Origin of the sequence: Parasphingorhabdus halotolerans (assembly GCF_012516475.1) — a bacterium.
GTDB classification, from domain to species: domain Bacteria; phylum Pseudomonadota; class Alphaproteobacteria; order Sphingomonadales; family Sphingomonadaceae; genus Parasphingorhabdus; species Parasphingorhabdus halotolerans.
In genome coordinates, this window is record NZ_CP051217.1 from 391,161 (window position 1) to 410,702 (window position 19,542).

Genomic DNA, 19,542 nt, shown 5'->3' on the forward strand with positions numbered 1-19,542 from the left:
CTGTCAAACCTGGTACGCGGCAATGGTGGTGCGGTGCAGCAGCCGGTCATGGCCCTCATAGCCGCCAGTTGCGCAGTGCAACACCGACCGGTTATCCCACATTATCAGCATGTTAGGCTGCCACTTGTGGCGGTAGATAAATTCTTCGCGGCTTTGCCATGCGTATAATTGTTGCAGCAAGGGCAGGGCGTCTTCCTGCGCCATGCCTTCAAAGCCGATAATATAACCCATGCAGCTAAAAATCCCCAGCCTCCCCGTCTCGGGATGGGCGCGAATCAAAGGATGAAACTGGGTTTTCCGCGCTGATTCGTTGGGGCGTATTGCCATGCTGCGGCCTTCGTCCTTGTCGCCATAGGCACCGTCGGGCGCATAGGCGAGCTGTGCGCTGTGGATCGCGGTAAGGCCTTGATATTTTGCGCGCATCTCTGGCGGCATGGCGTCAAGCGCAGCGTGTTGATTGGCGAATAATGTATCCCCGCCAACCGGTGGAATGGTGATGCCCATCAGACAGGTGCCGGCAGGGGGATGGGCCTGAAAGCTCCAGTCGCTATGCCAGTTCTCCGCAAACAAAGGCGATTTCTCATCGGCATTGCGCTGGATTGCCGCGATATGGGCGCGTCCCTCGATGGGATCAAAAAACGGATCATGGCCGAAGTCACCGAAATATTGAGTGAACCGCTCCAGATCATCGTCCGTCATTGCCTGATCGGGGAACGACAGCACATGATGTTCAAGCCAGGCAGTTCGGATGTCGGCGACTTGCGGTGCATCCAGCGGTTGCGTCAGATCAACACCCGTAACGGAAGCGCCGCATGCCTGGCCGGACGGGGTAACTTTAATCGATGTCATCTTGGGTGCGTTCTTCTGTCGGATTCACCACGGCATCGCCTTCACCGCCTGAGATTCCCTGATCAACCAATTCGTCGGTCACAGCCTCTTCGGCTTCGTTTTCCGGCTCTTCTTCCTCATCAATTTTTGCGGCACCAACCACCGTTTCACCATCGGAAACATCGAATAGTTTCACGCCAGAGCTATTGCGGCCAATTACCCGCATATCGGCGACTTTCATGCGAATGAGCTTGGCTTGATCGGTCACCAGCATTACTTGCTCGTCGTCTGTAGCGCGGAAGCTCGCCACCACGGTGCCGTTGCGCTTGATATTGTCGATATTCAATATGCCCTGGCCGCCGCGCCCGGACTGACGATATTCGAAGGCGCTGGACCGCTTGCCGTAGCCGTTGGCGCAAACCGTGAGGACAAATTCCTCGCTTTCGCTGAATTCGGCCATGCGCTCGGCGGAAAGCTCCGGTTCGTTGTCATTGTCTTTCCACGGCGCAGCTTTGAGATACTGATCCCGTTGCTCGGTAGATGCTTCAAATCCTGACAGAACCGAAAGCGAGATTACTTCGTCATCATCTTTCAGCGCAATTCCGCGTACTCCGGTCGATGTGCGGCTCTGGAAGGAACGCACCGCGTCACCGGCAAAGCGGATCGCCTTGCCATTACGGGTTGCCAGCAGCACGTCATCGCCTTCGGATAGCAGTTTCACGCCAATCAGCCGGTCATCACTGTCCTCATCGAACTTCATCGCAAATTTGCCGTTCGACGGTACATTGGTAAAGCTATCCATGCTGTTTCGCCGCACTCCGCCCTTGGCAGTGGCGAACATGACGTGGAGATTGCCCCATTCCGCCTCGTCTTCAGGCAATGGCAGCACAGTGGAAATCGTTTCACCCTCGGCCAGCGGCAGCAAATTGACCATCGGGCGGCCCTTGGTTTGCGGTCCACCTTCTGGCAATTTCCATACTTTCAGGCGGTAAACCTTGCCGTGATTGGAGAAAAACAGCACCGGCGTGTGGGTAGATGTCACAAATAGTTCGGTAATCGCGTCTTCGTCCTTGGTTGCCATGCCCGCACGGCCTTTGCCACCGCGACGCTGCGCCCGGAACGTATCGAGCGGTGTGCGTTTGATATAACCGCCGTGGGTTACCGTCACGACCATTTCGGATCGTTCCATCAGGTCTTCGTCTTCCAGACCATCCCAGGCAGCGGTGATCTCGGAGACACGCGGCGTCGCGAACAGATCGCGCACTTCCTCAAGCTCTTCGCGCATGACGGCATAGAGTTTTACACGATCAGCCAATATTGCGAGATATTCTTCAATAGCGACAGCAAGCTCTTTTAATTCATCACCAATTTCTTCACGGCCAAGCGCCGTCAGTTTTTGCAAACGCAAGTCCAGGATTGCCTTCACTTGAACAGCGGAAAGCTTATACGTGTCGCCTTCAACCTCGACCTCTGTCGCTTCGACCAGCCGTATATATTGCGCGATCTCGGCGATCGGCCACTCGCGGGCAAGCAGGGATTCACGCGCTTCGGTTGGTGTTGCAGATCCGCGAATGATGCGGACCACTTCATCCATATTGGTAACGGCGACCACAAGACCGAGCAAGATATGCGCCCGTTCGCGCGCTTTGTTCAGTTCAAATTTGGTCCTTCGCGTAATGACCTCTTCGCGGAATGTCACGAAGGATTCAATAATATCTCGCAGGTTGAGCACTTCCGGACGGCCGCCGCGAATAGCGAGCATATTGGCCGGGAAGCTGGATTGGGCAGGGGTGAAGCGCCACAGTTGATTGAGCACAACATCTGGCGTCGCATCGCGGCGCAATTCAATCACCACGCGCACGCCGGCACGGCTAGATTCGTCACGAATGTCCGATACGCCTTCAATCCGCTTGTCTTTCGCCGCTTCCGCGATCTTTTCAACCAAGCCGGATTTGCCAACCTGAAACGGGATCGAGGTCAAAACAATCGAGCGTTTGTCACCACGTCCTTCCTCAATGACATGACGCGCGCGCATCATAATTGATCCACGGCCTTCCTTATAAGCTGATTTCGCGCCGGATTGGCCCAATATCAGCGGGGCAGTAGGGAAATCAGGTCCAGGGATTATCTCGATCAGTTCGTCAATCGTGATGCCCGGTTGCTCGATATAGGCAAGGCATGCGTTAATCACTTCACCGAGATTATGCGGCGGAATATTCGTCGCCATTCCGACCGCGATCCCGCCAGCGCCGTTAACCAGCAGATTGGGAAAGCGCGCAGGGAGGACGTGCGGCTCTTCTCGGCTGCCATCATAATTGGGGACGAAGTCCACCGTATCCTTGTCCAGATCATTGAGCAGATAGTTCGCGACTTTGTTTAATCGCGCTTCGGTATACCGCATGGAAGCGGGCATGTCGGGGTCCATCGAGCCAAAATTGCCCTGCCCATCAATCAACGGTACGCGCATCGACCAATCCTGCGTCATCCGGGCCAGAGCCATATAAATTGCGCTGTCGCCATGCGGGTGATAATTGCCCATCACATCGCCGACGATTTTGGCGCATTTGCGATAAGGGCGCCCTGCGACCATTCCGCCTTCCTGGGAAGCAAATAAAATCCGCCGGTGAACCGGTTTCAGGCCATCGCGCACATCGGGTAATGCGCGGCTGACAATCACCGACATGGCATAGTCCATGTAGCTGGTTTTCATCTCATCGACGATATCAATCGGTTCAATGCCAGATGGGATAGGTGCAGTGGTTTGTTCGTTCACAAACGGGCCTTTTTGTTGGTTCTTTTGATGCTGATTCTTCTAGGCGAAGCGGCTCATAAAGGCCAGCGTTTCAGGCCGTTTTTACATTAAATATGATGCGTAAATAAGCGGGTATTTATCACGGGTTATTTCGGTCCCGTCCCACGCGAATATCTTCCCGCTATCCACGGGCTTCAGCTCATCAAGGACATCAAGCAACTGCAATGCGGCGCGTTCCGAATCGAACAATTTTCCTGCCGGAACATTGGTTTGAAACGGTTTGCTGAGCTTTGTATCAACGGTTCCAGGATGCAGCGCAACGATGATCGATCGCTTGTTCCTGCGCGCCCACTCAATGGAGAGGTTGCGGATCATCATATTGAGCGCTGCCTTTGCCGCCCGGTAACCATACCATCCGCCCAGCCGGTTGTCAGATATGCTCCCGACTCGCGCCGATATGGCTGCGAAGGTAATGAGAACATCTTTGGGCATTAGCGGCAGGAAGTGCTTTGCAACCAGGGCAGGGCCGATGGCATTGATCTGGTAGTTTTCTATAAGCCAGTCTGCGTTGAGCTCCCGCATGGATTTTTCGGGGCCGATTTCGGAACCATGAAGGAGGCCTGTGGCTACGAAAACCAGATGGGGCGCAATTCCCTGGTTTTTCAGCCAATGCGCGGCCTCTGCAATGCTATCTTCTGAGGTCAGATCAAGCGGTACCGGACTATCGGTTCTGCGCGACAACCCAATGACCCGTTCAAAATTGCCCTCTTTCAACAGGGCTGCAACCATTGCTGAACCGATTCCGCCATTAGCCCCGACAATGACAGCTGTTTTGCCGCTCATGAGCGAATGAAACGCAGGCTGTCTTCAGTGCTGGTTTCATGTGCAAGCTGATAGCCATCACTATCAAAACCTTTGAGCTCTTCAGGATCGGTCAGATGGTTTTCGCAGATGTAACGGGCCATCATGCCGCGGGCGCGTTTGGCTTCAAAACTGATAAACTTGGGGCCTTCGGGGCTCTCCTTGCGAAAATCCACTTCGATTATCCGCGCGTTCAGTTTGTCAATATGCGGCTTAACCGCGGCCCAATATTCATTGCTGGCAAGATTGACGATCACGCGTTCATTGGAACAATCTAGATCGCTTGCCAACTCGCGCGCAATTTTGTCCTTCCAGAAATCGGTCAGTTTTTTATAACGCGGTGCCCATTTTGTACCCATTTCCAGCCGGTGCGGACGGATTGGATCGAGAGGGCGAAGCAATCCGTACAAGCCGGACAATATCCGCAAATGGTCTTGCGCAAAGTTGATGGCATCGTCGCTCAGGCTTTTGGCTTCAAATCCGGAGTAGACATCTCCATTGTAGGCAAAGACCGCTGCGCGTTCCGGTTGATCGAAAAACTGGTCATAGCGCCCCTTATTAAGAGCAATAAGATTGTCCGATACTGGCATGATTGCCTTGAGTTTCTTCTTGGTCAGATTTTTTATCGCTCCGGCCAACCGGGCGCTCTCCTCGGGAAAGCGATTCTTTGATATTCTGTTGGTTGGAACATCACTCTTGAAATCGAGCGACTTGGCGGGGGAAATTACTGCAATCACAAAATTTTACCTCAATATACGTTTATGCCCTTAGTTCTGCGACGCACAGAGCTATCCGTTCAACCTCTATTCAGCGGATTTAGCCTATAAAAGCTCATGAAACTTGGTATTAAAGCCAAGTCATTCTATGGTGCAACCATATTCTCGGGGAAGCGTCTTCCTCACGAAACAAAGTTTTTATCTGGAGAAATTATATGCGTTTTCTATCCCATCTTTCCTTGGCTGTCGCTTTGGCTACCGCAGGAACCTTGGCCGTAACAGCGATGCCGCAAGAGGCGCAGGCAGCGAAAAAGAAAAAAGAGGAAAAAGCGCCCAAAATAGAAATTAGCAAAGAAATCAGGCCACAGGTTGCCGCCATTCAGACAGCTATGGCCGCAGAAGACGCTACGCCGGCCAAACCGCTGATCGAAGCTTTGCTCGCTCAACCGCTCACAGGTGACGACCAGTTTATTGCCGGACAGCTTGCAATCCAGCTGGGAGCAAAGCTCAAAGATACTACATTACAGGAAAAGGGAATTACCGCCTCGCTGGCTAGCGGCAAGACATCTGCAGAGCAGGCACCTTCGTTTAATTTCTTTGCCGGGAATTTCGCCTACTCTGCTGGGCGCTTCGCTGAAGCCCAACAGAAATTTCAAGTCGCTTACGATTTAGGCTATCGGCAGAATAACATCGGTGCACTGATCGCTGAAGCATATTTCAAGCAAAATAAGTTTCAGCAAGGGCTTACCGCTCTCAGCCGTGCGATTGACGCGGAAAAAGCAGGGGGAGCGAAAGCCGACCAGGATTGGTATCGGCGCGGCGCTGGTATTGCGATGAACAGCAAAATTCCGGGCGCTTCAGCGGAGTGGACCTATAAGCTGGTGGAAGCTTATCCAACCGGTGAAAACTGGCGCGCGGCTCTTTCAGTTTTCCGCGATTCGGCGACACCAAAATTAACTGACCAGGAAAACTTGGAACTGATGCGGCTGATGCGCAAAGCGGACGCTATGGCTAGTGAACGCGACTATTTTGAATATGCGGATGCTGCTGGCCCACGCCGCCTCCCCGGCGAAGTCGTGTCGGTGCTCGAAGAAGGCCTGGCCAATGGCGATGTTCCGAGTTCCAGCGCCTACGTGAAAGAGACGCTGGCTCAAGCTCGCGCCACTTTAAGTTCTGATCGAGCTTCCCTTGGAGCGTCCGAACGCGATGCAAAAAGCTCGGGCAACGGAAAAATTGCGCTAGCAACTGGTGATGCATTTTTGGGGTATTCAGACTTTAAGAAAGCTGCCGAAATGTATCGGTTGGCGATTAGCAAAGGTGGCATCGAAACGGCGCGTGCGCAAATGGGGTTGGGTTTAGCCCATGTTGGCCAAAGCGACTGGAGTGGAGCGAAAGACGCTTTCGCTTCAGTGACTGGCAATCGCAAGAATATTGCTAATTTCTGGGCATTGTGGATTGATCAACAGGCTCTTGGCGGCGCGCCTGCTGTAGCAGAAGCCACACCAACCCAAAGTTAATAGCTTTTAGATCGATATGAAAAGGGCGCTTTATGCGCCCTTTTTAATGCAGGTTCAGCTTCCCCCAATCGGCACACCGGGCAAATTTTTCGCTGACCGGATAGTCAACGAGGTTTTTATGCTCGCGACATTGGGCGCGGCGGTCAGCTTGCTGGTCAGGAAAGTCTGGAACTGTTGCAAATCCTTCGCGACAACCTTCAGCATAAAATCAATCTCGCCGTTCAACATGTAACATTCCCTGACTTCAGGGAGACTTTGCACATGTTCTTCAAAACTCTGGAGATCCGATTCCGCCTGGCTTTTGAGGCTAACCATCGCGAACACGGTGATCGTATAACCCATTTTTGATGGATCAACAGATGCATGGTAAGCGGTGATAACACCTTGGTCTTCCAGCGCGCGCATCCTGCGCAGACAAGGCGGAGCCGTCAGGCCAACGCTTTGAGCCAGCTCTACATTGGTCACACGACCGTCACTTTGCAGCCGCCTGAGTATTTCCAGATCGATCTCATCAAGGTTTGTTTCGGCCATAATATAGTAATATCCGTTCACGAATCAGATGCCTCTTATAATTTAATAAGCGCGCCAAGCAATGGCTTGGCAATAACGACGTAATAGCGAGGCATTTGCCGAGAGGTTGTCCCACATTGTGACGCGGTACTTTACCGGCTTTCGGGTGAGCCGGTTTGCGGTTATCAAAACGTTAATAGTTCTCAGAACCCTAAATCCGGAAAAAATCTTGCGCTTTGATGACCGCCTCAACACTGTATTGAAAGGGGAGTTACCCGAAGGTTTGGCGGCGGCGGTACAATGGCGTCAAGTGATTGATATTATGGCTCAAAAGCCGGGAATATTGGTCAATGAAGACGTTCAGGCCGGTCTGACAAGGCTTCGCGATTTGCATGAGCGCGTGAACGAAGGTGACCGTGTTTCGGCGGTGAACGCATTGGCCGGTCGTTTGCGATCAGCCCCTTTACTGGTATACCTTTGCGCGGATAATGATCCCATTAGTGATGCGGCCATCACCGCTGCAGACTTGCCTGATGAGGAATGGGTCGATTTGATTCCCCAGTTGCCCGAGCGCGGACGTTTCTCGCTGTCGCAGCGATCAGATTTGGGTCCGAGAACCAAGGAAATGCTTGGTATCGACGTAGGCTTGACTCAAACTGAGCCGCAATCAGCTCCGGAGCCTCAAGTCCAGACGGGCAATTCCGATACCGGGCAGTCAACCACGGACTCAATTGAGTCCGACATCGGAATCGATGACAACGTCTTGTCCGGAAGCATTGAGCAGCAGGAAACATCGCAAATCAGCGCACTGGTCGAGAGAATTGCGGACTATCAACGCAATCGTGCTGGTGAAACGCCGCAACTGCCTTTGGGCGACGGCGACAAGGAACATCGCAGCTATTTTGTCGAGAATATTGACCGCATAAACTTTGAAACCGATGATCGCGGCACAATTATCTGGATTGAAGGCCCTCCGAAGGGATCCGTTGTCGGGGTTTCGATAGCCGAACCCACATTTGACGATGGGCCAGGGCCGGATGCTTATGGCGCGGCCGCTTTTCGTCAGCGCATGCCGCTTGAAAATGCTCGCATGCGGCTTTGTGGGGCAGCCGTTGTTGCTGGCGACTGGCGAATGACCGCAATCCCGTATTTTGTTGAAGAAACCGGGCGTTTCAAGGGCTATCGCGGGATTATGCGCAGACCCAATGCTGCTGAAGATGCCGGTCAGTCAGGCCTGGATGTCCAGCGCCGCGAGCAGTTGCAGCAGCTCATTCATGAACTGCGCACACCGCTCAATGCGATTATCGGGTTTAGCGAAATTATCGAGCAGCAATTATTCGGACCCGCGTCATTTGAATATCGTACTTTGTCGCGCAGCATAATGGATGAAGCCAGGCGGTTGCTTTCAGGCTTTGAAGATCTCGATGTCGCGGCAAAGGTCGACGCAGGCCAGATGGAAGCGATACCCGGCTTCACCGATCCCGATTGGTTATTTGACCGGCTGTCGCAGCGTCTCCAAAGCTTGACGCAGAGCAAAGCCGTTGACCTTCACATCAGGAAAGCAGAGCCCGTTCGATCTTTTGCACTGGATGGGGAATCGGTTGAACGCATATTTGCGCGATTGCTTTCAGCGGCTATCATCGCTTGTGATATCGAAGAAGAACTGGTGGCAGAGTTGAGAACCCGCATTGGGCCGCAGCCGGTTAATTATTTCAGCCTCTCGCGGCCTTCTCGCATCAAAGGCATCTCGGAAGAGCAATTGCTTGATCCGTCGCAGGGAATAGATGGAGATGCCAGCGATGCACCACTTCTGGGATTGGGCTTTTCCTTGCGCCTTGTCCGCAATCTGGCCCGATCGGCTTCGGGTTCTCTTACGATCACGGAAGACAGGATAGGCTTGACCCTACCGGCAGCTGCGACTAGCGAATTAGTCGTTCGCGAAACGGAACGCGACTGAGGATAAGTTCACGCCTAAGCGCAAGCATTTGAGGCAAGGTTGAGCAGTGGGGCAGGCAATGTTTTCAAAATTGAAACGGCCGTCCGGCTTGAAGCATCACCATTTTCCCGAAGATTTTGGTCGCAAATTTTTGATCACGGTTGATACGGAAGAAGAATTTGACTGGGATGGGCCCTTTGAGCGAAGCGGTCATACGACAGTTACTGTTCCCATGCTGGAACGCTACCAGGAATTTGTCAGAAAATATGGCATCAAGCCGGTCTATTTTGTTGATTATTCGATCATTCGAAATGATGAGGCGGTATCATTTCTTCAAAATGTTGCGGCGGATGGCAGTGCCACGATTGGCGTGCACCTTCACCCTTGGGTCAATCCTCCGTTTGATGAGGAAACCAGTGTTTATAATAGCTTTACGGGGAACCTTCCCAAAGAACTGGAAGAAGAGAAGATCACTCGATTGCGGGATGCTATTGCAGAAAAGACTGGAGTCGTTTCGACCATTTACCGGGCCGGTCGATATGGCGTGGGGCCTAATACTGTAGCCATTCTGACCAAGCTCGGTTTTGCCGTAGACAGCAGCGTCCGTTCCCGGTTTGACTATAGTGAAGAGGGTGGTCCTGACTTTCAGCATCTCGGTTCGGAACCGTTTTGGCTTGATGATAATCAAACCCTTATAGAGATTCCCTTGACGACTGTATTCTCGGGTATTCTCAGAAAGCAGCCCCAATTTGCGTCCAGCTTGATGAACAAATCCGAAATGGCAAACGCCATATTTTCCCGAACGAAAATGCTGGAACGTATTCCGCTGACGCCCGAGGGCATATCCGCCAGAGAAGCAAAAGAGGCCATTGATGTTGCGCTCGATGACGATTTGAAACTGCTGGTATTCTCGTTTCACTCTCCATCATTGTCCCCGGGCCACACGCCTTATGTCCAAACGGAGGAAGATCTGAATGGATTCTACGATTGGTGGCGCGAGATTATCGGGCATCTTGATGATCGCGGCGTTGGGCCAATAAGCATGGATGAATTGATCCAATCATCGTTCGCCAAATAATATGCTCTCTGCTGGTGGGGCGGCCAAGAAAAAATTACGAACTATGCTTGCCAAACGCCTTTAGCCTCCGCTATCGGAGCGAACCTTGAGGTGCGATTGTCATATGAAAATCGCAGTTTTATGGGGCCTGTAGCTCAGTTGGTTAGAGCTGGCCGCTCATAACGGCTAGGTCGGGGGTTCGAATCCCTCCGGGCCCACCAAATTTCGCTGAAACTTCGACTGGCTAGCCGGTCGAGGTTTCAGCAAACTTCTCTCGTATGCGCCTTTATGCGTAGGCGAGCGAAAATTGATAAAAACCTTTTGCTTTTCCAAAAGCCACAGCTTAGGGGAAGCGCGCGTCGGGGAGTGGCGCAGGCTGGTAGCGCACCTGGTTTGGGACCAGGGGGTCGCAGGTTCGAATCCTGTCTCCCCGACCATTTTATGGCAAGCCTTTGTTAATCGGACTGCCATAATATTCTCGAAAATTGAAAACTTTTAGCTGCCTCTCAGGCTATCCGGCTTGTCAGACGGCAACAAGCCGTTTGCGATCCAGCCTTCGTACCATGTCTTTGATGACCGCTGGATGGAAGGTATAGTCAATCTGGCATCCATATTCGTCGTTTTTCTTCCAGAGCAAGTTTGCGGTTATCAGGCTCAGGCCCGGAATTTTCAACGTTATCGGCATGTCAGGGTTGAGCTGCGCTGCGCAATCAATTTTGATTATCGTATCTGAAATGGTTGTTACCAAACAGATGATATTCGTCGAGTTGCATTGCTTCACATGGGCGTCGATTTGTAGATTATCCCCGTATATCATAGTCATCTCTCCATCGAATATATCCGCGGAAATGGGCGGTATATAAGTGTTTCGATATGACTACACTAGAACACCAATGCTAATTGGAGATAGCGAGCATTGATTAACCGATTTTAAGCATGCTCCAGCATCAAATTCCGGGATCAACGCCTGTCAATTCAATCGACAAGTCCCAAAGCTTCTCCGCCAGTTTGGGATTTTGCGATTGTCGTGAGCGAACAGCGTCCGATGCCGTCCCCATCCATTCGCCAAAACCGCTTGGTCCGTAATAGCCACCACCGACAGCGCCTTTGCCAACAGCCGCTGCAAGCGTCGGCCAAGCGCCCTTTGCTGGCGTATTGAGAAACAGGCTGGCAACCGGCATGAACATCTGGGCAACTTTGGGCAAATGACGGGCGAGTTCGGTGCTTGCTACTCCGGGATGGCAGCATATTGCCCGAATATGGGAGTTCTTGGACCGAAGACGCCTATCCAGTTCGGTGGCGTGCAGGATGTTCGCAAATTTGCTCATCGCATAGCGCTGAAAGGCAATATAGCCATTGTCTGCGTGCACATCATTGAAATTGATACGGCCTGCTTTGTGAGCAAGGCTGCTGGTTATCACCACGCGTGATTTCTTCGTTTTTTCCAGCTTTGGCAAAAGCAGGCTGGTTAAGGCAAATGTACCCAGATGATTGACGCCAAATTGCGATTCAAAGCCATCCTCCGTGAGGGTGCGTGGCGGACCCATGATACCGGCGTTGTTGATCAGAACATCCAGACGGAGTTCTTGTTTAACAATCTCTGCCGCCTCTTTCACGCTGGTCAGGTTTGCTTGGTCGAGCGGGACGAAGGCGAGATCGGCATCGGGTGTTTCTACCAATATTTCGTCCATCGCCGCCTCTGCGCGGTCCCTGGAGCGGCAACCCAGCAAAACACGTCCGCCTTTGGCCGCCAGAACCTTCGCCGTTTCAAACCCAAGACCGGTATTGGCGCCGGTCACCAAGAATGTGCGCCCGGTTTGCATTGATATATTTTTATCGGTGAAATCTTTGATCATTGACCAGTTGCACTTTCTTCAGCGGGTGCAGCAACAGGCTCAGCAGGCTTGCCTACGCCCTCATCCTCAAGCTCGGCTTCAATTTCCGCATCAAGAATCTCTACAGCTTCATCAGCCGCTTGTTCGAGCGTTTTTGCCTCCGCCTCTATTTGCTGCTCCATTTCAGCGGCCGCTTCCCCTCCGTGCTCTTCTATCGGTGTTTCTGAGCAAGCAGAGACGAAGAACAGGGACAGGGGAAGGGCGGCAGCGAATTTCATCATATTATTCTTTCATCGGCATGGAGAGATCGACATCGCTGTTCGCGACGATAGACAACACCGTTGTCCAGGCCGCGACGTTTTGCTGCATTTGCTTGGGATCAATCTTGTCGAGCGTGTCATCTGGCGTGTGGTGCAAATCAAAATAGCGGGTGCCATCCTGGTTGAGATCAATCACCGCCAGATTACTATTTGCAATAATGTCGCGAATGTCAGCGCCGCCGCCGGCTTTGTCGGTGCTGCGACCGATACCCAAAGGCAATAGCGCCGCCGCGATTTCATCTTCCAATGCTTTGGCACCTGCCGGTAGATTGAATTTCACGCGCCAGACATTATCCGCGCCGAAATCGGACTCCATCGCCAGGCCATGCTTGTCGCCCTTGCGCGCTTCTCCATAAGCCTTGCCGCCCCATATCCCGACTTCTTCCGCGCCGGCCCAGAGAATGCGAATGGTACGCAAGGGTTGGCCGTGGTCCATGATCTGCTTGGCAGCGGCGGTCACGATCCCGCAGCCCGCGCCATCATCAAAAGCGCCGGTTGCCAGATCCCAGCTATCAAGATGGCAGGCTACCAATATCATCGGCAGGGATGGATTACGCCCGGTCACTTCCGCGATCACATTGCCTGATTCTTGCTGGCCAATATTTTTCGGTGTCAGTTTGAGTTTCAGCTTCACCAGTGTCTTGGATTCCTCGCCAAGCTTCACCATGCGCTCCAGATTATCGGCATCCGGCAATGACAATGCACCTGCGGGGATCGGGGTTTGATCAAGGAAACCCGCGCCGCCCGTATGCGGGTTGCGGTGGTAGTCGGTGCCGATGGACTTGATGACATAGGCCACCGCGCCCTTCTTCGCCGCGACTCCGCCACCAATCCAGCGAACCGGGCCGAACGCGCCATAGCCCGAGCCATCCTGCGTACGGGCCATATCGTGCGTTACAAACGCGATTTTGCCCTTCAGGCTGCCATCAGGAACCGCCTGCATCGCGGCAAGAGAATCGAAATAGGCGACTTCAGCCTCGATGCCTGCCTCGCCCGTGCTGGCGCTATTACCAAGGGCGGTAACCTTCAATTCCTGCGGATAAGGCGCGGTGACAAATGCCGTTTCCTCGCCGCGGACCCAGGTATCCATCATAAACGGTTCGTTGCGGACATTCTGAAAGCCGAGCGCCTTCAGTTTTTTCACCGACCAGACCCGCGCCCGCGCTTCCTGTTCTGTGCCCGCCTGCCGTGGTCCGACTTCCGTGGTCAGGCCTTCGGTAATTTCGTAGGCAATCGTGTCATCAAGGGCTTTTGCCTGCATGGCTTTCACGCCATGCGAACCTGCCAATGCGGTAGTGGAAAAGAGAAGCGCTGAGGCTCCGGCGAGTACCAGGGATGTTTTTCTCATGGCGACTGCCTAACCCGCCTTATTGCATTTGCCAATGCTCTCTTGCGAGTCCGGCGCACTTTCGCTAGGCGATGCGCAAATCTTACCACATTTGAAGCAAGGAAATCCGCCAGATGGCCGTCCAATATAGCTATGTCATGAAGGGTCTGACCAAGACCTTCCCCGGAGCGCCGAAACCGGTGCTCGATAATATCCACCTGCAGTTTCTGCCGGGTACAAAAATCGCGATCATTGGTAAGAATGGCGCGGGTAAGTCTACGCTGATGAAAATCATGGCGGGGCAGGACGACGAGTTTCAGGGCGAGGCATGGGCAGGGGAGAATATCCGTGTCGGCTATCTCGCGCAGGAGCCTGAGCTGGACGAGACCAAAACGGTCAAGGAAAACGTCATGGACGGCGTCCGCGAAGTCGCCGATCTGGTCGAGCGCTTTAACGAGATTTCGACCATCATGGGTGATCCGCCGGAAGATGCCGATTTTGACGCGTTGATGGAAGAAATGGGTACGCTGCAGGAAAAGATCGATGCCGTGGATGGCTGGACGCTCGATAACCAGCTGGAAATTGCGATGGAAGCTTTGCGTTGTCCTCCCGGTGATGCCGGTGTGGTAGACCTGTCGGGCGGGGAACGCCGCCGCGTCGCGCTCTGCCGATTGCTGCTCGACAAGCCCGAAATCCTGATGCTCGATGAGCCAACCAACCACCTCGATGCCGAAAGCGTCGCGTGGCTGGAGAAGCATCTGATTGAATATGCCGGCAACGTCATTCTCGTCACCCATGACCGCTATTTCCTCGACAATGTGGTGAATTGGGTACTCGAAATCGACCGCGGCAAGGGCATCCCGTTTGAGGGCAATTATTCCAGCTGGCTCGACGCGAAAGCCAAACGCATGGCGCAGGAGGAGCGTGAAGACAAAAGTCGTCAAAAAGCGATTGAACACGAACTGGAATGGATGCGGCAGAGCCCGAAGGCGCGGCAAACCAAGTCCAAGGCGCGTATCAAGTCGTTCGACGATCTGGTCGCGGCGCAGGAAACCCGCCAGATGGGCAAGGCGCAGATTTTGATTCAGACACCGGAACGTCTCGGCTCCAAGGTGATTGAGGCCAAAGGCCTGACCAAGGCTTATGGCGATAAATTGCTGTTTGAAGATCTGGAATTTTCCCTGCCACCGGGCGGGATTGTCGGGATTATCGGGGCCAACGGCGCGGGTAAGACGACTTTGTTCCGTATCATAACCGGTCAGGAAACGCCGGACAGCGGCTCGCTCGAACTCGGCGAAACGGTGAAGCTCGGCTATGTCGATCAAAGCCGCGATACGCTTGATGCGTCCAAAAACATTTGGGAAGAAATTTCCGGCGGGCATGACTTTTTCACTTTCGGCAAGAATGAAGTGCAGACGCGGGCCTATGTCGGCGCGTTCAACTTCAAGGGCGTCGATCAACAGAAGAAAGTTGGCCAGCTATCCGGCGGTGAACGCAACCGCGTCCATCTCGCGAAAATGCTCAAAGAAGGCGGCAACGTGCTGCTGCTCGATGAGCCGACCAATGATCTGGATGTCGAAACCCTCCGCGCGCTCGAAGACGCACTGGAAAGCTTCGCCGGTTGCGCCGTGGTCATCTCGCATGACCGCTTCTTCCTTGATCGGCTCGCGACGCATATTTTGGCGTTTGAAGGCGACAGCCATGTTGAATGGTTTGAAGGTAACTTCGAGGCTTACGAAGAGGATAAACGCCGGCGTTTGGGCGATGCAGCGGATCGACCAACGCGGGTTGCTTATAAGAAATTGACTAGGTGATGGTTAAGTATATCATATGCTAATACAATGGAGCGTGATTAATGGCAGAAGAAGAAGTTGCTAGCGATGACTGGGAAATAGAGAAAACTGAAGATTCGCCTGAAGATGAAGCTGAACCCTCTTTAGAATATGAGATAATGAACTTTCCAGCCGACATAACCCTTGGCGGTTATGTCGAGTATGATGACAAAGAGCAACTCGAAGTCCCCCCATTCCAACGAATGTACGTTTGGGATCGGGTCAAAGCAAGTAAGTTAGTCGAGAGTTTTTTGCTTGGACTACCCGTTCCTGGGACATTTTTATACAAACGGAAAAATAGCTCTTCGTATTTAATTATCGATGGGCAGCAAAGGATCAAATCTGTAATCCGTTACATTCGCGGAACTTTTGACGAAAAAGTTTTTCGTTTAAAAAACGTTGACCCGAGATATGAAAATAAAACTTTCAGCGAATTAAGTGAAGATGATCAATTCAGATTAACAGGGTCGGTGTTGCGGGCAACAATTATTCAACAAATAAACCCTTTAGATGATACTAGTATTTATCATGTGTTCGAACGACTAAACACTGGTGGTGTAAATTTGAATCCAATGGAGGTCCGACAGTGCGTTTCTTACGGTCCATTTATCGAAGGATTGAAGCAAATAAATGAGGTAGATTCTTGGCGGAAAATTATTGGTAAACCAATGTTGGACAAACGATTGAGAGATGTTGAACTAGTTCTCCGATGCCTTGCACTTTCAGAAACTGGCGAAGAATATGAAAAACCAATGAAGGGATTCTTGAATCAGTACGCCGAGGAAATGCGCAACAAGCAAGATGAAATTGAGGGTATGGTAGATAATTTTACTCAGACTTGCGATCAAATACTAGAAGCACTCGGTGAAAAACCGTTCCATCTAAGGGGGCGCTTGAATTACGGCGCGCTTGACTCAGTATTTTCAACTCTTTTAAAATTTGAACAGCCAGATGATTTTGCCGAGCGATTTCAAAATCTATTAGAGGATGATGATTACCAGGAATCAATTACTTACAATACCAGTGATGAATCGGTTGTTTCTGTTCGATTACAGAAAGCGCAAGAGGTGTTGTTGGGTTGAGCATCTCTCTTGACCGGACCCGGTTTGTCACCGAAGAAATCACCGGTTTTCTGGCAGTGCAAGCTGAACAAAACCGAAACATAGAATCGTATTTCACTCAACATCTTTTGGTTGTCTTCTATTCGGAAACTGAACAGAAAATTAAAAAGTTGGTAGAACATCGTCTCAATCAAATCGACGATAGAAAAGTAGCGAAATTTATATATTCGACAAACGAAGGAATGTTGAATCGAATAAAAAAAGGGGAACTAAATGACCTTTTGAAAAAGTTTGATTGCGGGGATGGGGATATTATTGGTGACGAATTCAGCCAGGCTGAACATCAAAAATACTCGGGTGCAATCGCGAACCGACATAGCGTTTCTCACGGGGAGGGAGCTTCCATGACTTTAGAAGAGTTTTTGGAGGTTTTAAATGCGACCGAGAAAATACTAACTTTTGTTGAAGAAAAAATTTCTGAATAAGCTTAAGTCGCAAAAAATTTACAACCAATGTTAATATCACTTCGGTGACGCATTTATTTGCTTCCAGCCCTTAAGACTAACCCCAACAATCGCCCCCAACGCCGCCAAGAACCCCGGAATAATCTCGTAAACACCCGGACCGCCCATAAACTCGGCATTCCAGCCCAGCGCGATCCATGCGATCACCACAACCGCGCCGGTCACCAGCCCCACCACAGCGCCCGCGCCGGTCATCCGCTTCCAAGTCAGCGATAGCAAAATCAACGGCCCAAACGCCGCGCCAAATCCGGCCCAGGCGTTGCTTACCAGCCCGAGCACCTGACTGTCCGGATCGCGGGCAATGATGATCGCGGCGACCGCGACCAGTGCGACAAACACCCGCCCGGAATTGACCGTTTCCCGCTCGCTGGCCTGTTTGCGCAGGAATAGCCGGTAGAAATCTTCGGTTAGCGAGCTGCTACTAACCAGCAACTGCGAGCTGATCGTACTCATGATCGCAGCGAGTAGCGCGGCCAGCAGAAACCCGGTGATCAGCGGGTGGAACAATGTGTTGGCGAGCAGGATGAAGATGGTTTCGGGGTCATCAAGAATAATCCCGTTTTGCTCGACATAGGCACGGCCCGCGATGCCGACGCCGATCGCGCCGAGCAGCGCCACACCCATCCAGCTCATCCCGATATTTCGCGCCTTTGGCACATCCGCAACCGACCGCACCGCCATAAAGCGCACGATAATATGCGGTTGCCCGAAATAACCGAGGCCCCACGCAACCGCAGAGAGGAAGCCAACAAAGCTCAATCCCGCCGTCAAGCTGAGAAAACTGGGATCGATTGCGTTGAGCGTCGCGGTGACTGCGCCCGCGCCGTCATCATCCATCAGAACGACCAGTGGCATCAGCACCAGCGCCACCACCATGATGCAGCCCTGCACAAAATCCGTCAGGCTAACCGCCAGAAACCCGCCAATCATCGTATAGGCCAGCACTACGCCCGCCGTAATCCAGATACCGAGCATATAATCGCTCATACCGGTATCGCCGAACAGCCCGGCAAAGCTGCTCTCAAACAGCTTCCCGCCACCAACCAGCCCCGCTGCGGTATAAACTGCAAAGAAAACCACGATAATCACCGCCGATGTGAGGCGCAGCGCCAGTGCCTTGTCCGGAAACCGATTGGCGAGAAATTCAGGGATGGTGAGGGCGTTGCCCAGCTTTTCCGTCTGTTCGCGGAGGCGAGGGGCAACGATAATCCAGTTAGCCAGCGCGCCAACGAAAAGCCCGATGCCAATCCACGCTTCGACCAGTCCGGCCGCATACAGCGCTCCCGGCAGGCCGAGTAGCAGCCATCCCGACATGTCCGAAGCACCCGCAGACAGCGCTGCCACCGCCGGATGCAGGCTTCGGTCGCCGAGTAGATATCCCTCGCTGCTATCGGTGGATTTCCGCCAGGCATAAAGGCCGATGGCAAGCATCAGGACAAAATAGAGCGCGAGCGAGATCAAGGTTCCGGTTTGCATGAAGCGTTTATAGTGGGTTTGGCATTTGTGTCACGCGTTGAGAGACTTCGCCCTCGTGGCGGGGGTCGTGACCGGTGATTATTATACCAAATCAAAAAAATCGTCATTGCGAGCGTAGCGAAGCAATCCAGAGCCTGACTCGCCGCCCTGGAGTACCGCGTCGCCTTCGGCTCCTCGCAATGACGGTTTTGTTTGTGTTGAGTTCACCGCAACCGTTTTACAAATAATTGCCCATTATCATCACGTTTTGTCTGAAAGTTTGGAACAGCCTCGAACATATCAGAAAGCCGTGAAAAGCCGTAGCTCCGTACATCAAAGCTCGAACGATTGCCCGCAATCTTGCCGACTTCGCTCAAACTCGCATAGCCTTCAGCATCGCGTTTGCTGGCCATATATGCGTCTATCAGCAGTTTCAGCAGCTCTTCGCCGACACTGCCGGTGGCCGCGCTGCTTTCGCCGGAAGATTCGGATGTTGCCGCCTTGACGTCACTCTTCGGAGCGGGTGCGCGGTCGCGCTCGTCCGCCTTGATCAGCGCATCAACATCAATAAACCGGCTGCACGCTTGCCGGAACCCCTCAGGCGTTTTGGCGCTGCCAAAGCCATAGACGGGCAGACCTTCCTGCCGGATACGCATCGCCAGCGGCATGAAATCACTGTCGCTCGACATGATCCCGAAGCCAGTGACATTGCCCCGAAACAGCAGGTCCATCGCATCAATGGTCATTTTCATATCGGTGGCATTTTTGCCCTTGGTCAGGTCAAACTGCTGCTGCGGCTCAATGCCATATTTGTGCAAAATATCGACCCAGCCTTTGAGCGATTGCTTGCGCCAGTTGCCATAGGCGCGGCGGATATTGACGGTGCCGAGTTCTGCCAGAGCCGTAAGCACGGGGTCTATGCCGTTATGGCTGGCATTGTCGGAGTCGATCAATAGTGCGATATTGTCGTTGTTGTTTTTCATCGAGAAGTGATGAACCGCAAGAAGCAGG

General features: G+C 52.6%; 17 protein-coding genes and 2 tRNA genes. 8 read left to right on the top strand and 11 right to left on the bottom strand.

Annotated elements, in window-relative coordinates; all coding sequences use genetic code 11:
* Nucleotides 1–3: 3 nt before the first annotated feature.
* From HF685_RS01840 to yaaA, 4 genes are all read right to left on the bottom strand, one after another.
* Nucleotides 4–849 carry a TauD/TfdA dioxygenase family protein gene (locus tag HF685_RS01840; RefSeq protein ID WP_168818042.1) on the bottom strand — a complete coding sequence of 282 codons (846 nt, stop codon included), beginning with the start codon at nucleotides 847–849 and terminating at the stop codon, nucleotides 4–6.
* Entirely contained in the window at nucleotides 836–3,538 is a 2,703-nt protein-coding gene (gene gyrA, locus HF685_RS01845; RefSeq protein WP_425500198.1) for a DNA gyrase subunit A, read from the bottom strand. The genes HF685_RS01840 and gyrA overlap by 14 nt, the downstream gene beginning before the upstream one ends.
* A 144-nt stretch (nucleotides 3,539–3,682) precedes the next feature.
* Nucleotides 3,683–4,423: an SDR family NAD(P)-dependent oxidoreductase gene (locus HF685_RS01850; RefSeq protein ID WP_168818044.1), complete on the bottom strand. Its 741-nt coding sequence runs from the start codon at nucleotides 4,421–4,423 to the stop codon at nucleotides 3,683–3,685.
* Complete coding sequence (gene yaaA, locus HF685_RS01855; RefSeq protein ID WP_168818045.1) at nucleotides 4,420–5,178, bottom strand: peroxide stress protein YaaA; 759 nt, start codon at nucleotides 5,176–5,178, stop codon at nucleotides 4,420–4,422. Before yaaA ends, HF685_RS01850 begins: the two co-directional genes overlap by 4 nt.
* Before the next feature lie 194 nt (nucleotides 5,179–5,372).
* Here yaaA and HF685_RS01860 point away from each other — a divergent pair, with 194 nt between their 5' ends.
* Nucleotides 5,373–6,674, top strand: a complete 1,302-nt coding sequence (locus tag HF685_RS01860; protein ID WP_168818046.1) for a hypothetical protein — start codon at nucleotides 5,373–5,375, stop codon at nucleotides 6,672–6,674.
* Between the two features lie 54 nt (nucleotides 6,675–6,728).
* Here HF685_RS01860 and HF685_RS01865 read toward each other — a convergent pair whose 3' ends face one another.
* Nucleotides 6,729–7,205, bottom strand: a complete 477-nt coding sequence (locus tag HF685_RS01865) for an Lrp/AsnC family transcriptional regulator (protein ID WP_168821116.1) — start codon at nucleotides 7,203–7,205, stop codon at nucleotides 6,729–6,731.
* A 208-nt stretch (nucleotides 7,206–7,413) separates the two neighbouring features.
* Here HF685_RS01865 and HF685_RS01870 point away from each other — a divergent pair, with 208 nt between their 5' ends.
* The 4 genes from HF685_RS01870 (at nucleotide 7,414) to HF685_RS01885 (ending at nucleotide 10,614) form a co-directional block, all read left to right on the top strand.
* A complete protein-coding gene (locus tag HF685_RS01870) occupies nucleotides 7,414–9,141 on the top strand; it encodes a sensor histidine kinase (protein WP_168818047.1) in 1,728 nt (575 codons plus the stop codon).
* A gap of 58 nt (nucleotides 9,142–9,199) precedes the next feature.
* Nucleotides 9,200–10,198: a polysaccharide deacetylase family protein gene (locus HF685_RS01875; RefSeq protein ID WP_168818048.1), complete on the top strand. Its 999-nt coding sequence runs from the start codon at nucleotides 9,200–9,202 to the stop codon at nucleotides 10,196–10,198.
* Between the two features lie 123 nt (nucleotides 10,199–10,321).
* Nucleotides 10,322–10,398, top strand: a tRNA-Ile gene (locus tag HF685_RS01880).
* Nucleotides 10,399–10,537: 139 nt separating this feature from the next.
* Nucleotides 10,538–10,614 (top strand) — tRNA-Pro (locus tag HF685_RS01885).
* 86 nt (nucleotides 10,615–10,700) lie between these two features.
* On the opposite strand, the gene HF685_RS01890 is transcribed toward HF685_RS01885, so the two are convergent.
* The 4 genes from HF685_RS01890 to HF685_RS01905 all read right to left on the bottom strand — a co-directional run bounded on the left by HF685_RS01890 (nucleotide 10,701) and on the right by HF685_RS01905 (nucleotide 13,680).
* On the bottom strand, nucleotides 10,701–11,000 hold the full coding sequence (locus HF685_RS01890; protein WP_168818049.1) for a hypothetical protein: 300 nt from the start codon (nucleotides 10,998–11,000) through the stop codon (nucleotides 10,701–10,703).
* A gap of 124 nt (nucleotides 11,001–11,124) precedes the next feature.
* Nucleotides 11,125–12,033, bottom strand: coding sequence for an oxidoreductase (locus HF685_RS01895; RefSeq protein WP_246218702.1), 909 nt, complete (start codon nucleotides 12,031–12,033; stop codon nucleotides 11,125–11,127).
* Complete coding sequence (locus tag HF685_RS01900) at nucleotides 12,030–12,293, bottom strand: hypothetical protein (RefSeq protein ID WP_168818050.1); 264 nt, start codon at nucleotides 12,291–12,293, stop codon at nucleotides 12,030–12,032. The genes HF685_RS01895 and HF685_RS01900 overlap by 4 nt, the downstream gene beginning before the upstream one ends.
* A 1-nt stretch (nucleotide 12,294) precedes the next feature.
* Nucleotides 12,295–13,680, bottom strand: a complete 1,386-nt coding sequence (locus HF685_RS01905; protein ID WP_168818051.1) for a M28 family peptidase — start codon at nucleotides 13,678–13,680, stop codon at nucleotides 12,295–12,297.
* Between the two features lie 113 nt (nucleotides 13,681–13,793).
* On the opposite strand from HF685_RS01905, the gene ettA reads away from it, so the two are divergent.
* The 3 genes from ettA to HF685_RS01920 are packed head-to-tail and all read left to right on the top strand — an operon-like array spanning nucleotide 13,794 to nucleotide 17,037.
* The gene (gene ettA, locus HF685_RS01910) at nucleotides 13,794–15,473 is read left to right on the top strand and encodes an energy-dependent translational throttle protein EttA (RefSeq protein WP_168818052.1); all 1,680 of its coding nucleotides are present in this window, start codon (nucleotides 13,794–13,796) and stop codon (nucleotides 15,471–15,473) included.
* A 41-nt stretch (nucleotides 15,474–15,514) separates the two neighbouring features.
* Entirely contained in the window at nucleotides 15,515–16,573 is a 1,059-nt protein-coding gene (locus HF685_RS01915; protein ID WP_168818053.1) for a DUF262 domain-containing protein, read from the top strand.
* The gene (locus HF685_RS01920) at nucleotides 16,570–17,037 is read left to right on the top strand and encodes a hypothetical protein (RefSeq protein WP_168818054.1); all 468 of its coding nucleotides are present in this window, start codon (nucleotides 16,570–16,572) and stop codon (nucleotides 17,035–17,037) included. The genes HF685_RS01915 and HF685_RS01920 overlap by 4 nt, the downstream gene beginning before the upstream one ends.
* Before the next feature lie 36 nt (nucleotides 17,038–17,073).
* Here the strand turns inward: HF685_RS01920 and putP are convergent, their stop codons facing one another.
* Both putP and HF685_RS01930 read right to left on the bottom strand, forming a co-directional pair.
* Nucleotides 17,074–18,552 carry a sodium/proline symporter PutP gene (gene putP, locus HF685_RS01925; RefSeq protein WP_168818055.1) on the bottom strand — a complete coding sequence of 493 codons (1,479 nt, stop codon included), beginning with the start codon at nucleotides 18,550–18,552 and terminating at the stop codon, nucleotides 17,074–17,076.
* A 203-nt stretch (nucleotides 18,553–18,755) separates the two neighbouring features.
* Complete coding sequence (locus HF685_RS01930; RefSeq protein ID WP_168818056.1) at nucleotides 18,756–19,514, bottom strand: NYN domain-containing protein; 759 nt, start codon at nucleotides 19,512–19,514, stop codon at nucleotides 18,756–18,758.
* Nucleotides 19,515–19,542: the final 28 nt, after the last annotated feature.